Here is a 14,242-nt window from a genome sequence, read left to right on the forward strand (position 1 = left end):
TTGCACCACACCGGCAGCGGGCCGATAGTGCGGCGCCCCGATCATCGGGCTCGCAATCGATCCGGAGCGATCGCATGAAACGTCTGGCTGTCTTCTGCGGCTCCAGTACCGGCCGGGATCCCGAATACCGCAAGGCCGCGCAGGCGCTCGGTGGCCTGCTCGGCCTGCGCGGCATCGGCCTGGTCTACGGCGGCGCGTCGGTGGGACTGATGGGCGCGATCGCCGATGCGGCTCGCGCGGCCAATGGCGAAGTGATCGGGGTCATTCCGCAAGCGCTGGTCGATCGCGAGGTCGCCCATCCGCATCTGTCGGACCTGCGCGTGGTCGGCTCGATGCATGAGCGCAAGGCGCTCATGGCCGAACTGTCGGACGGCTTCATCGCCCTGCCCGGCGGACTCGGCACCTTCGAAGAGCTGTTCGAGATCTGGACCTGGGCGCAGCTCGGCAGCCATCGCAAGCCGGTGGCCCTGCTCAACGTGGCGGGCTACTACGACGGCCTGCTGGGCTTTCTCGACCGCTGCGTGAGCGAGACTTTCGTCAGGCCCGGGCACCGCGACATGCTGATCGTCGCCGACAAGCCCGACGCTCTGCTGCGGCGGATCGAGAGCTATCGGGCGCCCGATAGCACCCGGTGGATCGAACCGCGCGAACGCTGAAGCGGCAGGCCGATCAAGGGCTTGCTAAAGTCTTGCAATGTCACAAACGGACCTTTGACAGATCGTGATGCCGAACTCCACGACCTTGCCGCCGCCACGACGCATCGGCGCGCGCGGCATCCTGCGCAGCCTGCTCGCCACCATCGCGGTCATGCTCATCGTTTCCCCGGCCGTGGTGCTCGCTGCGCCCAGCCTGTCGCTCAAATCCAACGCCGCCATCGTCGTCGATCAGGACAGCGGCGAAACGCTGTACGCCAAGAACGCCGACGTGGTCATGCCGATCGCCTCGCTGACCAAGCTCATGACCGCGCTCGTGGTCGTCGATGCCCGGCTGCCGATGGACGAGACGCTCGAGATCAGCTCCGAGGACGTCGACCGCGAAAAAAACACCCATTCGCGGCTCACGGTCGGCACCAAGCTCACGCGTGGCCAGATGATGCTGCTCGCCCTGATGTCCTCCGAGAACCGCGCGGCCAATGCACTGAGCCGCGGCTATCCGGGCGGCCGGCCGGCGTTCCTCGCGCAGATGAACGCCAAGGCCAAGTCGCTCGGCATGCAGTCGACCTATTTCGCCGATCCGGCCGGGCTGTCGAGCAAGAGTGTTTCCACCGCGCGCGATCTGCTGCGCCTGGTCAGCGCCGCCGACTCCGAAGACCTGATTCGCGACTACACCACGCGCCCCGAAACCGAAGTGCGCGTCGGCAAGCAGCAACTCACCTTCATCAGCTCCAATCGCATGATCCGCAACTCGCGCGACTGGGACATCGGCCTGCAGAAGACCGGCTTCACCAACGAGGCCGGGCGTTGCCTGGTGATGCGCGCCACCACGCTCAACCGGCGCATGTCGATGGTGTTCCTGAACTCGTTCGGCACCATGACACGCTTCGCCGACGCCGGCCGCGTGCGCAAACACCTGGAGTTGCAGGGCAAGGGCGAGCTCAGCGCGCCGGCGATCACCAGCGCGAGCACCAAGGTCCAGGCGCCGGTGAAGAAGACGGTCAAGAAGCCCGCGAAGAAGCCGGCCAGGGAGCCCGCCAAGAAGCCGGCGACCAAGGCCTCCACTCAGCCCAAGAAGGCCAAGCCCAAAACCAAGCCGGCCGGCGAATCCAGCTCCTGAACCCACCGACTCCCGAAGCCGGCGAGGCGGGCCCCGAGGCCACGCGCTGCGTCCTGCTGGACGCGCTCAACATCGCGTACTGGCGCGGCAACCCGCCGTCGCTGCGGTTACCGCTGTCGCTACTGGCCGGGCTGCGCCAACAGGGACGTCCGGCGCAGCTGTACTTCGATGCGAGCGCCCGCCACCGTCTCGGTGACGAAGCCGGCCTCTACGAGCAGCTGAGCCGGTATCCGCGATACGTCACCGAAGTGCCCCGGGGTCGCCGAGCCGATGGCGAGCTGCTGCGCCAAGCCCGCGCCAGCGGGGCCTGCATCGTCAGCCGCGACCGCTTCCGCGACTACCGCAGCCGCTACCGCAAGCTCATCGACGACCCCACACGCCTGTTCGGCGGCTATGTGCAGGAAGGCCAGCTGCAGGTGCCGGCGCTGGATTGCTCCTGCCCGCTGCAGGCTTCGGCGCAACAGGCCTGGGATGCGTTGCAGCCGTTGCTCGCATCGGATTGAGCGCTGCGTTCCAGTATCGGCCCGACCTGAGACTGCGGTCGCGTTGCGCGAGCGATTCGCCCCGATAAGCTGGCCTGCATGGGCCTTTGCCCATCGACACTCGCTCTTTCGGGGGAAAGACGTGGAACCGATCCGCACACCGAAGCGTGATCTGCCAGCGCCTCGTTCCGGCACACGCGAATGGCTGCCGTATCTGGCGGTTCTCTTCGGACTGATGGTCGCCGCCATTGGCGTCGTGCACCTGCATGAAAGCGGCTGGCGCATCACCATCGGCAAGCCGACGCACGACACCGCCGTCGCGACGTCACCGGTCAGGACGATCTACGCCTGCTACGACGGCCAGACCGGCAAACTGCTCTACGAACAAACCGAGCCCTGTGCGAGTGGGGCCGCGTCCGCATCGCGACCCGCGATGACCCGCCCCGCGTACGAATCCGCCTCGCCGGCAATGCGCCCGCCGCCGGCTGCCGCGGATCGATCGAACCCGAACCAGGCGCTGCTCGACGCGGCCGACGCGCGCTACCGGCGCGAGGTGGAATCGGCCCGCCGGGCCGGCTCCGAGCAGGACAGGCAGCGCTACTCGGCACAGCTTGCGGCCGCCCAGGCCACTGCGGTGCAAGTGCAGCAGTGCCGGCGGCTCTGCGAATCGATGGCCGATCTGCACGCACGCATGCGCAAAGGCTACAGCGCCCGCCAAAGCGTCTACTTCCACGAGCGCCAGAACCTGCTCTTCAAGCGGATGCAGGAGCAGGACTGCAGGGCCTGCATGGACTAGCTGCGCGTCTCGCAGCGCTACAATCCGCTCATGAACCCCACACCCGCACCCGAGCCGCCCAACAAGCGCCCGAATTCGTTCCAGCTGCTCGGCGGCATTCTGGCCGCTGCGGTCGGCATACGCGGCAACAGTGCGCGCGGCAGCGGCTTTGCCGATGCGAGCACGGCCAGCATCCTCGGTGCCCTGCTGATCTTCTGCACCGTCGTCGGGGCCTGCGGCTATGCCTTCGTGAAGGCGGTCGAGAACGCGGTCGCCAACTGAGCGTCCGGCCCCGAAAACCTCAAGTCGCGTCGTGGAAGATCAACCCGAGCGCATGTCGCCGGCCCGATCGCAAGCGGCTCACGCCGTGCCGCAGCCTGACCTGATAAGCGCCGCGCGAACCCTGCACCGGGCGGTTATTGACCGCGAAGATCACCGCATCGCCCTGGCCCAGCGGCACCACCTCGCAGCGCGATTGCATGCGCGGGCGCTGCTCGGTCATCACGAATTCGCCGCCGGTGAAATCGCGCCCGGGCTCGGACAACAGCACCGCGAGCTGCAGCGGAAACACCTGCTCGCCGTACAGATCCTGGTGCAGGCAGTTGTAGTCGCCTTCGCCGTAGCGAAGGATCAGCGGCGTCGGCCTGCGCTGGCCAGCTTCATGGCAGCGGTGCGTGAATTCGGCGAGCGTGTCCGGGTAGCGAACCGCCACGCCGAGCCGCTGGTTCCAGCGATTGGCGATCGGCGCGAGCCGCGCATACGCAGTTCTGCGTAAATCATCGATCAGCTTCGGCAGCGGATAGTCGTAGTAGCGATATTCGCCGCGCCCGAAGCCGTGGCGTCCCATGACGACCCGGCTGCGGTAGAAGCCGCTTTCGTCGTAGAGCGTTGCAAGCTCGCGGCACTCCGACTGTCGCAGCAGCGCGACGACTGTTGCATTGCCTTGGCCGTCGAGCCCGCTTTCAACGGTTGCCCAATCGATGCGCCCGATGCGCGCCGCGATGTCCGCGAAATTCCCGGGGGTCGGCGAAGTAGCGGTCAGCATGTGATGTCCCTGTCTCGTGTTGGACATACGCTAGGCTTATCATCTGCGGGCCACACTCCGAATCTTGCTGCCGCGGCAATGGTGGGTCCGTGACCGGACACATCGATGCGAAACGGCATGCATCCTGCCTGTCAGCAGCGTTCGATCATCACCTGCACCTATCGCCGCACCATGCTTCGCCGCTCGAGCTTCCGCCTGCCGCTGCTGATCGCCCTGATCGGCCTGATGCTGCTCGTGCGCATGGTCAACCCGCATCGGCATCAGCATTTGCGCAGCGCCGATGGCGAGCCCGCGACGATCGGCACGGTGCATTCGCATGTGCTCACGCATCTGGCCGACATCGCCTCGCCGCATTCCGCGGACGATCTCGATCACGACGTGAAGCTGCTCGCCGACGAAGGCACCTCGTTCTCGATCGGGCTCGAAGTTCCGACGATCGCCATCCTGATCCTGTTGTGGCTTGCGGCGATCGATACCGGTAGCGCACTACTGCAACCCGAGCGCCGCCGTCCGCTGCATCGCTTCCGCATCCCCGCCCTGCCGCCGCCTTTGCGCGGCCCTCCTGCCCCAGCCTGAATCGTCAGCTCGTCCGTAGCGATACGGGCCCGTACATTCATGCCTGGGAGTTTCTCCGATGTCGTGCCTTGTCCGGCACTGCCGCGTCGCGCATGCCGCGCTGCTTGCCCTGCCTTCGGCCTTGCCGCTCGCCTTGGTTGCGAACGCGGCTGCGCCAACCGATGTTTCCCTTCAATCTGAAGCCGTATCCAAAGGTCGGGCCACCGATCCGAACGGGCCGCTCGATCTCGACACCGCGGCCGATCTCGCCCTGATGGGGCATCCCGATCTCGCACGCTACGTCTTCGATCGCGCCGCCATCGAAGGCCGGCGCCTGCAGGCGGGCCTGAAACCCAACCCCGAGATCGGCGTCGATCTCGAAAACTTCGCCGGTGACGGGCTCTACCAGGGCGCGGATTCGTTGGAAGCCACCTTGCGCCTGCAACTGCTCGTCGAACGCACGGGCAAGCGCGAAGCCCGTATCGGCGTCGCCGATGCGCAGGGCGATCAGCTCGACATCGAGCTCACGCTCGCCAGGCTCGACGTGCTCGCCTCGACCACGCGTCATTTCATCGACGTGGCCGAGACCCAGGCGCAGTTCGAACTGACGCGCCGCGGCCTCGAATACGCTGAGCAGACTCTGCTCGCGGCTCAGCGTCGCGTGCAAGCCGGTGCCGCCTCGAGCCTCGAAACCAATCGGGCACGCATCGCGGTCGAGCGTGCCAACCTTGCCCTCGAACATCACGAGCACGAGCTCTCGGTGCGGCGCCGGCATCTCGCCGCGCAATGGGGGGCGACGGAAGCGAGCTTCAGCGAGGTACGCTCGGAGCTGTTGCAGCTGCCGGCCACGCCTGAATACGGCGAATGGCTCATGCGACTGCGGCAAAGCCCGCACTTCGCCCGTTTCGACGTCGAGCGTCGCCTGCGCGAAGCCGACGTCACGCTCGCGCGTTCGCAGGCGGTCGCCGATCCCACTTTCTCCGCAGGCGTGCGCCGCCTGCAGCAGACGCACGACACCGCGCTGATCGCTTCGCTGCTGGTTCCGCTCCCCGTGCGCGACCGCAACCAGGGCAACATCGCCGAAGCGCTCGCGGTGCGCGATCGGCTCGACCGCGAGCGTCGCGCTGCAGCCGTGCGTAGCGAAGCGGCGCTCTACGACCTGTCGCAAGAGCTCAAGCACGCGCGCGCACAAGTCGAATCGCTACGCGACACCGTGATACCGCAGGCTCGCGAAGCCCTCGGCCTGACGCGCCGCGGCTACGCCAACGGCCGCTACTCGCAGATCGACCTGCTCGATGCGCAACGCACTCTGCTCGAGCTCGAAAGCGAGCAGCTGCGCAATGCCGCCGACTATCACCGCACCCTGGCCGCCATCGAGCGCATGACCGCTCTGGCGCCTGCTGCACGCACTGGAAACCCCACGCCATGAGGCCGCCTCTCCCCTTCTCCGCTTCCTTTCTCATTCGATCTCTCCACACTGTCGCCATCGCCGGCAGCTGCACCATTGCACTGGCCTCGCTGTGTGCTTGCGACAGACCCGACACCGCTGCCTCGCCGACACAAGCCGCCGCCAGCGAAGCCGCCGCACCCCAGCCCGATCCGCTGATCAGGCTCAGCGACGACCTGCGTCGCGATGCCGGTATTCAAGTCGCCGTCGCAGGACCGCAGGCGATCGCCCAAACCCTGCCCGTGCATGGCGAACTCGTCAGTGCCTCCGATCGCGTGCATCGTGTCGCCGCGCGTTATCCGGGCGTCGCGCGGCAGATCGCCAAGAACATCGGCGACCGCGTGAGCAAGGGCGAAACCCTGGTCGTGGTCGAATCCAACGACAGCCTCGAGCCCTATCGCATCGTCTCGCCCGGCGCGGGTCGCGTGCTCGAACGCCACGTCAACGTCGGCGAGGCGATGGCCGAGCAGACCTTGTTCGTGATCGGCGATCTGTCGCAGGTCTGGGCGGAGCTCGCGGTGTTTCCGCGCGATGCGGCCCGACTGCATCCGGGCATGGAGGTGGACGTGCGGCTCGATCGCGGCAGCGATCCGCAACGCGCGAAGATCGACTACATCGCGCCGGGCACGGATGCGCAGCGCCGCATCGTCGTGCGCGCCACGCTCGACAATTCGGATGGCCGATGGCCTCCGGGCGCCTTCGTCAACGCGCAGCTGATCGTCGACGAGCGCAACGCCGCGGTTGCGGTTCCGCAGTCCGCAGTGCAATACGACGAGGGCCAGCCGCTGGTCTTCATCGAAACCGATGGCGGATTCGCTGCGCGCCCGGTGCGCCTGGGCTTGCAGGATCGGGCGCATGTCGAAGTGCTCGAAGGCCTGAGTGCCGGGGAGCGCGTCGTGATCGCGAATTCGTTCCTGTTGAAGTCCGAATGGCTCGAAGGCGGCCACGATGACTGACGCCCTGCTGCACCTCGCCGTCACCCGGCGATGGATGATGGTGCTGTTCGCGCTGCTGCTCGGCGCGGCCGGCATCGCCGCGTACCAGCGCCTGCCCGTCGATGCGGTGCCCGACATCACCAATGTGCAGGTGATGATCGCCGCGCGCGCGCCGGGCTATTCGCCGCTCGAAACCGAGCGCCGCGTGACCTTTCCGATCGAAACCTCGCTCGGCGGCCTGCAAGGGCTCAAGCAGACGCGCTCGCTGTCGAAATACGGGCTCGCGCAGATCACCGCGGTGTTCGAAGACGGCACCGACCTGTATCGCGCACGCCAGCTCGTCGGCGAACGCCTGCAGGAGGTCCGCGAAAGCCTGCCGGCCGATGTCGAGCCGGCCCTCGGTCCGGTCGCCACCGGGCTCGGCGAAATCTTCATGTACGCGCTGCGGGCCGACGAGAAGGCTCGTCTGGCGGATGGATCACCGATCGACGCGACCGTGCTGCGCTCCTTGCAGGACTGGACGATCCGCCCACAGCTGCGACAGACCGCCGGGATCACCGAAGTCGATTCGATCGGCGGACACGTCAAGCAGTTCCACGTGCTGCCCGATCCGGCCCGCCTGCTCGCGCAGAACCTGAGCTTCGATGATCTGCGTGGCGCATTGCTCGCCTCGAACGACAATCGCGGCGCCGGCTACATCGAGCGCAGCGGCGAACAGTTGCTGGTCCGGGTTCCGGGCCAGCTCGCAGGTATCGACGACTTGCGACAGGTGGTGGTCGCCACGCGCGGCGGCGTGCCGATCACGGTAGCCGATGTCGCCGACGTGCAGATCGGCAGTCCCTTGCGCACCGGCGCCGCTCAACTCGGCACCGAGGAGACGGTGTTGTCGACGGCCTTCATGCTGATCGGTGAAAACAGCCGCGTGGTGTCGGAACGCGTCGCCGCCAAGCTCGCCGAAATCCAGAAGCAGCTGCCGGCCGGGGTCGAAGCGCTGACGGTCTACAACCGCACCGACCTCGTCGCCAAGACCGTCGCGACCGTGCAGAAGAACCTCATCGAAGGTGCGGTACTCGTGATCGTGGTGCTGTTCGTGATGCTCGGTAACCTGCGCGCCGCGCTGCTCACCGCGCTGGTGATTCCGCTATCGCTGCTGATGACGTTCACGGGCATGGTGGCCGGCGACATCAGCGCCAACCTCATGAGCCTCGGGGCGCTCGACTTCGGACTCATCGTCGACGGCTCGGTGATCATCGTCGAGAACTGCCTGCTGCGCATGGGCGAGGCCCAGCATCGTCATGGCGGCGTATTGCCGCTGCGGCAGCGGCTGTCGGTGGTGCACGAGGCGACGGCCGAAGTGTTCCGCCCGAGCTTCGTCAGCGTGATCGTGGTGGTGATCGTGAACCTGCCGATCCTCGCGCTCTCGGGTGTCGAAGGGCGCATGTTCCACCCGATGGCGCTGACCGTGATCATCGCCCTGCTCGCGGCGCTGCTGCTGTCGGTGACGATGGTGCCGGCGCTGATCGCGATCCTGCTCACCGGCAAGATCGACGAGAAGGAGAACGTCATCGTGCGTGCAGCCAAGCGCGTCTACGCGCCGGCGCTGGACTGGGCGCTGCGCCGGCGTTTTGCGGTGATCGCGGGCGCGGTGATGTTCATGATCGTCTGCGGAGTCATCACGACGAAGCTCGGCGCCGAGTTCATTCCGAATCTCGACGAGGGCGACGTGGTGATCCAGCCGACGCGCTTGCCGGGCATCGGCATCGAGCAGGCCTTGCGGACGCAGAAGATCGTCAACGCGGCGCTCATGAAGCTGCCCGAAGTCAAGCGCGTATTCGCGCGCACGGGCACCAACGAGGCCGCGACCGATCCGATGTCGCCCGGCGAGACCGACATCTTCATCATGATCAAGGAGCGAGCCGACTGGCCCGATCCGCACAAGCCCAAGGAGCAATTGATCGCCCAGATGTCGGCTGCGGTCGAGGCGATTCCGGGTGCCGAATACAGCTTCACGCAGCCGATCCAGATGCGCTTCAACGAGCTGATTTCGGGCGTGCGCGCGGACGTGGCGGTAAAGGTCTTCGGCGACGATCTCGACAGCCTGCAGCGACTCGCCAACGCCGCAGCCGTGCGGATGCAGCGCATCGCCGGGGCAGCCGACGTGAAGGTCGAACAGGCCGGCGGCCTGCCGATGCTCGCGGTGCAACCGAATCGCGCGCAGCTCGCACGCTATGGCCTGCGCGTGTCCGACGTGCAGGATCTCGTCGCGACCGCCGTCGGTGGCAGTGCGGCCGGCATGATCTTCGAAGGCGACGCGCGCTACGACGTGGTCGTGCGCCTGCCCGAAGCCGCGCGTACCGATCCGAGTGCGCTAGAACGCCTGCCGTTGCTGTTGCCGAATGGCGCCTACGTGCCGCTGTCCGAAGTCGCCGACGTGATCCGCGCCACCGGACCGAACCAGATCTCGCGCGAGAACGGCAAGCGCCGCGTGGTGGTCACCGCAAACGTGCGCGGCCGCGATCTCGGCGGCTTCGTCGGCGAAGCGCGTGCGGCGATCGAGCGCGAAGTGAAACTGCCGACCGGCTATTACGTATCCTGGGGCGGCAGCTTCGAACAGCTCGCATCGGCGACGCAGCGCCTCGCCATCGTGGTGCCGTTATCGCTCGCGATGATCTTCGGCCTGCTGTACCTCACGTTCTCGTCGATCAAGGATGCGGCGCTGGTGTTCTCCGGCGTGCCGCTCGCGCTGACCGGCGGTGTACTGGGCTTGTGGCTGCGCGACATTCCGCTGTCGATCTCGGCCGGCGTCGGCTTCATCACGCTGTCGGGCGTCGCGGTGCTGACCGGTGTGGTGATGGTGTCGATGTTTCGCGAGCTGCTCGCGCAGAACCGCACGCTGCTCGACGCGATCCGCGAAGGCGCGCTCGCACGCCTGCGCCCGGTGCTGATGGTCGCGCTGGTCGCATCGCTGGGCTTTCTGCCGATGGCGCTCAACACCGGCACCGGCGCCGAAGTGCAGCGACCGCTGGCCACCGTCGTCATCGGCGGCATCCTCTCGGCCACCTTGCTGAGCCTGCTCGTGCTGCCGGTGCTGTTTGCGGTGATTCATCGGCGCGATCCGGGCGAAGAGGCCGTTAAGTAGCGTGGGAGCCGGTAGCCCGTCCCGTCGTCGGGCCCATGACCTGGCTCGGCGACGGAACGGGCGCGCCGATGCCCTCGTTCACTCAGCAACAGCGCCCCGGCCGACTGCCGCCGTAGCGAGCCTGCTGTCGCTCGCGCACGAACTCCGCATGGCTCATCGGCTCGCGCTCGGGATGCTTCTCGCGCGTATGCGCGACGTAGCGATCGTAGTTCGGGAGGCCGATCATGAGCCTCGCCGTCTCACCGAACAGCGCGGCGCAATGGCGGAAGCGCTCGACGAGCCTGGCGTTCATGAGGCGCTCCGGGCTGCCTGCCCGACCGCTTGCAGCACCTCGTGGTCGCTGCGCTGCGGCAGCTTGAGGGCCTGTCTTGCGACGCGCAGGCTGTAGACGAGCACCGAGAGCATCACCGCGAGGAACAGGGCCGTGAGCGCCGCGTTGATGTAGCCGTTGAAGACGATCTGCTGCATCTGCTCCGCCGTCTTGGCGGGCGCGAGCACGCTGCCTTCTGCAATCGCCGCCTGATAGCGCCGCGCCTGCGCGATAAAGCCGATCGCCGGATCGCGGCTGAAAAGCTTGATGAGCCCGGCGCTGCCCGTGCAGACCAGCAGCCACAGTGCCGGCAAGGCCGGCACCAGCGCGTAGCGCTCGCGCTTCATGCGAATCAGCACGACGGTTGCAAGCATCAGCGCGATGCCGGCCAGCATCTGGTTGGAGATGCCGAACATCGGCCACAGCGTGTTGATGCCGCCGAACGGATCGGTCACGCCCGCGTAGAGGAACCAGCCCCAGCAGGCGACGCAGCCCGCGGTGGCGACGAGGTTCGCAGGCAGGGAACTCGTATCGCGAAACATCGGCGCAAAGCGGCCGAGCAGGTCCTGCAGCATGAAGCGTCCGGCGCGCGTGCCCGCATCGACGGCGGTCAGTATGAACAGCGCTTCGAACAGGATCGCGAAGTGATACCAGAAGCCCATGTTGCTGAAGGCCGGCACGAAGCCGTGAAGAATCTGCGCCATGCCGACGGCCAGGGTCGGCGCGCCGCCCGCGCGGCCGAGGACGGTGGTTTCGCCGATATCTTTCGCGGTGGTTTCGAGCTGCTCGGGCGTGATCGTGAAGCCCCATGACGAAACCGCCTGCGCCACGCTCGCGACGTCGCTGCCGACGACCGCGGCCGGGCTGTTCATCGCGAAGTAGACGCCCGGCTCGATCACCGACGCGGCGACCAGCGCCATGATGCCGACGAAGGATTCGGCCAGCATCGCGCCATAGCCGATATAGCGGATGTCGGTTTCGCTCGCGATGAGCTTGGGCGTGGTGCCCGAGCAGATCAGCGCATGAAACCCCGAGATCGCGCCGCAGGCGATGGTGATGAACAAGAACGGAAACAGCGAGCCCTTCCACACCGGTCCGCTGCCGTCGACGAACTGCGTGAGCGCCGGCATCTTGAGCTGCGGCGCGACGAACAGGATCGCGATCGCGAGCAGCGCGATGGTGCCGATCTTGAGGAAGGTCGACAGATAATCGCGCGGCGCGAGCAGCAGCCACACCGGCAGCACGGCGGCGACGAAGCCGTAGCCGATCAGCATCCAGGCAATCTGCGTGGCTTCGAAGGTGAACATCGGCGCGAGCGTCGGCGACTGCGAAACCAGGCCGCCGCCCCAGATCGACAGCATCAGCAGAACGAAGCCGGCGATCGATACTTCGCCGACGCGGCCGGGCCGCAGGTAGCGCAGATACAAGCCCATGAGCACGGCGATCGGAATAGTGGCCGCCACCGTGAACAGGCCCCAGGCGCTGTGCGCGAGCGCCTTGACCACGATCAGCGCGAGCACCGACAGGATGATGATCATGATCATGAAGGTGCCGAACAGCGTGATAACGCCGGCGGTGTCGCCCATCTCCATGCGCACGAGTTCGCCGATCGAGCGGCCGTTGCGGCGCGTGGAAATGAACAGCACGAGAAAATCCTGCACCGCGCCTGCGAACACCACGCCGACGATGAGCCAGAGCACGCCGGGCAGATAACCGAGCTGCGCCGCGAGCACCGGCCCGACCAGCGGGCCCGCGCCCGCGATCGCGGCGAAGTGATGGCCGAACAGCACGTGGCGGTGCGTGGGAACGTAATCGAGTCCATCGTCGTTCGCCACCGCGGGCGTGACGCGCCAGCGGTCGAGGCCGACGACCTTGCGCGCGAGAAACAGCGAGTAGTAGCGGTACGCGATCGTGTACAGCGAGAGCGCGGCGACCACGATCCACAAGGCGTTGATCGCCTCGTCGCGCCGAAGCGCGACCACGCCGAGCGCGAAAGCGCCGAGAACCGCGACGGCGATGAAGATCAGTTGCCTGGCGAGTCCGTTCATTTTCCTGATGTCTCCTCGATTCAGCCGCATTCTGCCACTCGACGCGAGGGAAGCAGCAGACCTCGTCCGCGGGAAGTCGTCGCCACCGCAGCAAGGCCCTCGGGATCCGACGGCCTTGCCCATCGAGCGATGGTTTAGTGGGAAAACTTCATCAGCAGGATGCCGCCCAGAATCAACGCTGCCGCGAGCGCCCGCATCGGCGTGAACGCTTCGCCGAGCATCAGCACGCCGACGGCGAAGGCGCCGACCGCGCCGATGCCGGTCCAGACCATGTACGCGGTGCCGAGCGGCAGGCTGCGCATCGCAATGGACAGCAGCCCGAAGCTCGCCGCCATGAAGACGAAGGTGACGGCGGTGGGCACCACGCGCGTGAAGCCTTCGGACTGTTTCATCGAGTAAGCCCAGACCACTTCGAGCAAACCGGCGACGATCAGATGAACCCAGGCCATGTCCGGCCTCCTTACTTTTTCAGTGAAAGGGGCCGGGCCGTCCCGGGCATTGTTCCAAGGTGGGGAGGTCGTTCCTCCTGACAGCGCGCGAATTATAGGCGCGCGTCCCGCAAGCGGCACGGCGGCGTCATGCACGCGCCGCCGTGCCTTTCGAAGCTACATCGAAGCCCGCATCAGGCCGCCTTCGCGACCTCGTCCTTGAGCGACTGCATGTCGATCACGAAGCGATACTTCACGTCGCCCTTCTGCATGCGATCGTAGGCCGTGTTGATGTCCTTGATCGCGATGACTTCGATATCCGAGACGATGCCGTGCTCGGCGCAGAAGTCGAGCATCTCCTGCGTCTCCTTGATCCCGCCGATCAGCGAGCCCGCGAGCGTGCGGCGGCGGAAGATCATGCCGCCGAAGCCGGTGATCTGGTGCGGCTCGGCCGGAGCGCCGACCAGGGTCAGCACGCCGTCGCGCTTGAGCGCGTTGAGATAGGGATCGAGATCGAGCGGAGCGGCGACCGTGTTGAGCAGAAAGTCGAGACTGCCGGCGACCGACTTCATCTGCTGAGCGTTCTTGGAGATCACCACGCGATCGGCGCCGAGGCGGCGCGCATCGGCTTCCTTGCCGGGCGAAGTGGTGAACAAGGTGACGTCCGCGCCCATCGCCTTGGCGATCTTCACCGCCATGTGGCCGAGGCCGCCGAGGCCCACCACGCCGACTTTCTGGCCCGGCTTCACCTTCCAGTGCGCGAGCGGCGAATAGGTGGTGATACCCGCGCACAGCAGCGGCGCGGCCGCGGCCGGGTCGAGCCCTTCGGGCAGGCGCAGCACGAACTCTTCGCGCACGACGATCTTGTCGGAATAGCCGCCGTAGGTATTGCCGCCGGTCTGGCGATCACGGCCGTTGTAGGTGCCCGTGAAGCCTTCGTCGCAGTAATTTTCGAGGCCTTCCCTGCACGACTGGCAGACCTGGCAGCTGTCGACCATGCAGCCGACACCCACCAGCTGCCCGACCTTGAACTTGCCGACCTTGGCGCCGACCGCCGTCACGCGGCCGACGATTTCGTGGCCCGGCACGCACGGGAACTGGCTGCCGCCCCACTCGGCGCGCGCGGTGTGCAGGTCGGAGTGGCAGACGCCGCAGAACAGGATGTCGATGGCGACGTCGTTGTCGCGCGGGGCACGGCGTTCGAACGAAAACGGAGCGAGCGGCTGATCGCCACTCGGAGCGGCGTAGGCGTAGGTTTTCATGTCCGGTTGTCCTTGGTTCATGAGTAAGAAAAAGCGGTGCGGC

The 14,242-nt window shown here is 66.7% G+C and carries 14 protein-coding genes; 9 read left to right on the forward strand and 5 right to left on the reverse strand.

Going from position 1 to position 14,242, the window contains the following annotated elements:
- The first annotated feature begins 74 nt into the window (after positions 1-74).
- From WQQ_RS06185 to WQQ_RS06205, 5 genes are all read left to right on the forward strand, one after another.
- Positions 75-656 carry an LOG family protein gene (locus tag WQQ_RS06185; RefSeq protein ID WP_007184236.1) on the forward strand — a complete coding sequence of 194 codons (582 nt, stop codon included), beginning with the start codon at positions 75-77 and terminating at the stop codon, positions 654-656.
- 67 nt (positions 657-723) lie between these two features.
- Positions 724-1,773, forward strand: a complete 1,050-nt coding sequence (gene pbpG / locus WQQ_RS06190; protein WP_007184237.1) for a D-alanyl-D-alanine endopeptidase — start codon at positions 724-726, stop codon at positions 1,771-1,773.
- Positions 1,774-2,021: 248 nt separating this feature from the next.
- On the forward strand, positions 2,022-2,276 hold the full coding sequence (locus WQQ_RS06195) for a hypothetical protein (protein ID WP_007184238.1): 255 nt from the start codon (positions 2,022-2,024) through the stop codon (positions 2,274-2,276).
- 121 nt (positions 2,277-2,397) lie between these two features.
- Positions 2,398-3,051 carry a hypothetical protein gene (locus WQQ_RS06200; RefSeq protein WP_007184239.1) on the forward strand — a complete coding sequence of 218 codons (654 nt, stop codon included), beginning with the start codon at positions 2,398-2,400 and terminating at the stop codon, positions 3,049-3,051.
- Positions 3,052-3,081: 30 nt separating this feature from the next.
- Positions 3,082-3,312, forward strand: a complete 231-nt coding sequence (locus tag WQQ_RS06205; RefSeq protein ID WP_007184240.1) for a hypothetical protein — start codon at positions 3,082-3,084, stop codon at positions 3,310-3,312.
- Between the two features lie 19 nt (positions 3,313-3,331).
- Here WQQ_RS06205 and WQQ_RS06210 read toward each other — a convergent pair whose 3' ends face one another.
- Positions 3,332-4,075: a 2OG-Fe(II) oxygenase gene (locus WQQ_RS06210; protein WP_007184241.1), complete on the reverse strand. Its 744-nt coding sequence runs from the start codon at positions 4,073-4,075 to the stop codon at positions 3,332-3,334.
- Between the two features lie 117 nt (positions 4,076-4,192).
- Here WQQ_RS06210 and WQQ_RS06215 point away from each other — a divergent pair, with 117 nt between their 5' ends.
- The 4 genes from WQQ_RS06215 to WQQ_RS06230 are packed head-to-tail and all read left to right on the forward strand — an operon-like array spanning position 4,193 to position 10,151.
- On the forward strand, positions 4,193-4,651 hold the full coding sequence (locus tag WQQ_RS06215; protein ID WP_007184242.1) for a hypothetical protein: 459 nt from the start codon (positions 4,193-4,195) through the stop codon (positions 4,649-4,651).
- Positions 4,652-4,709: 58 nt separating this feature from the next.
- Complete coding sequence (locus tag WQQ_RS06220; protein ID WP_007184243.1) at positions 4,710-6,059, forward strand: TolC family protein; 1,350 nt, start codon at positions 4,710-4,712, stop codon at positions 6,057-6,059.
- Positions 6,056-7,033 (forward strand): efflux RND transporter periplasmic adaptor subunit, encoded by a 978-nt coding sequence (locus WQQ_RS06225; RefSeq protein ID WP_007184244.1) that lies wholly within the window; start codon positions 6,056-6,058, stop codon positions 7,031-7,033. The genes WQQ_RS06220 and WQQ_RS06225 overlap by 4 nt, the downstream gene beginning before the upstream one ends.
- Positions 7,026-10,151, forward strand: coding sequence for an efflux RND transporter permease subunit (locus WQQ_RS06230; RefSeq protein ID WP_040453108.1), 3,126 nt, complete (start codon positions 7,026-7,028; stop codon positions 10,149-10,151). Before WQQ_RS06225 ends, WQQ_RS06230 begins: the two co-directional genes overlap by 8 nt.
- Positions 10,152-10,233: 82 nt before the next feature.
- Here WQQ_RS06230 and WQQ_RS06235 read toward each other — a convergent pair whose 3' ends face one another.
- The 4 genes from WQQ_RS06235 to WQQ_RS06250 all read right to left on the reverse strand — a co-directional run bounded on the left by WQQ_RS06235 (position 10,234) and on the right by WQQ_RS06250 (position 14,199).
- Complete coding sequence (locus tag WQQ_RS06235) at positions 10,234-10,443, reverse strand: YbdD/YjiX family protein (protein ID WP_007184246.1); 210 nt, start codon at positions 10,441-10,443, stop codon at positions 10,234-10,236.
- Positions 10,440-12,509: a carbon starvation CstA family protein gene (locus WQQ_RS06240; protein WP_007184248.1), complete on the reverse strand. Its 2,070-nt coding sequence runs from the start codon at positions 12,507-12,509 to the stop codon at positions 10,440-10,442. The genes WQQ_RS06235 and WQQ_RS06240 overlap by 4 nt, the downstream gene beginning before the upstream one ends.
- A 134-nt stretch (positions 12,510-12,643) precedes the next feature.
- The gene (locus tag WQQ_RS06245) at positions 12,644-12,958 is read right to left on the reverse strand and encodes a DMT family transporter (protein WP_007184249.1); all 315 of its coding nucleotides are present in this window, start codon (positions 12,956-12,958) and stop codon (positions 12,644-12,646) included.
- Positions 12,959-13,131: 173 nt separating this feature from the next.
- Complete coding sequence (locus WQQ_RS06250; protein ID WP_007184250.1) at positions 13,132-14,199, reverse strand: NAD(P)-dependent alcohol dehydrogenase; 1,068 nt, start codon at positions 14,197-14,199, stop codon at positions 13,132-13,134.
- Between the last annotated feature and the right edge of the window lie 43 nt (positions 14,200-14,242).

The sequence above is a fragment of the Hydrocarboniphaga effusa AP103 genome (assembly GCF_000271305.1).
Taxonomy (GTDB): domain Bacteria; phylum Pseudomonadota; class Gammaproteobacteria; order Nevskiales; family Nevskiaceae; genus Hydrocarboniphaga; species Hydrocarboniphaga effusa.

Coding starts and splice junctions, on each gene's coding strand:
- WQQ_RS06185 (WP_007184236.1), top strand. CDS start 75: ATGAAACGTCTGGCTGTCTTCTGCGGCTCCAGTACCGGCCGGGATCCC.
- pbpG (WP_007184237.1), top strand. CDS start 724: ATGCCGAACTCCACGACCTTGCCGCCGCCACGACGCATCGGCGCGCGC.
- WQQ_RS06205 (WP_007184240.1), top strand. CDS start 3,082: ATGAACCCCACACCCGCACCCGAGCCGCCCAACAAGCGCCCGAATTCG.
- WQQ_RS06210 (WP_007184241.1), bottom strand. CDS start 4,075: ATGCTGACCGCTACTTCGCCGACCCCCGGGAATTTCGCGGACATCGCG.
- WQQ_RS06215 (WP_007184242.1), top strand. CDS start 4,193: ATGCATCCTGCCTGTCAGCAGCGTTCGATCATCACCTGCACCTATCGC.
- WQQ_RS06220 (WP_007184243.1), top strand. CDS start 4,710: ATGTCGTGCCTTGTCCGGCACTGCCGCGTCGCGCATGCCGCGCTGCTT.
- WQQ_RS06225 (WP_007184244.1), top strand. CDS start 6,056: ATGAGGCCGCCTCTCCCCTTCTCCGCTTCCTTTCTCATTCGATCTCTC.
- WQQ_RS06230 (WP_040453108.1), top strand. CDS start 7,026: ATGACTGACGCCCTGCTGCACCTCGCCGTCACCCGGCGATGGATGATG.
- WQQ_RS06235 (WP_007184246.1), bottom strand. CDS start 10,443: ATGAACGCCAGGCTCGTCGAGCGCTTCCGCCATTGCGCCGCGCTGTTC.
- WQQ_RS06240 (WP_007184248.1), bottom strand. CDS start 12,509: ATGAACGGACTCGCCAGGCAACTGATCTTCATCGCCGTCGCGGTTCTC.
- WQQ_RS06245 (WP_007184249.1), bottom strand. CDS start 12,958: ATGGCCTGGGTTCATCTGATCGTCGCCGGTTTGCTCGAAGTGGTCTGG.
- WQQ_RS06250 (WP_007184250.1), bottom strand. CDS start 14,199: ATGAAAACCTACGCCTACGCCGCTCCGAGTGGCGATCAGCCGCTCGCT.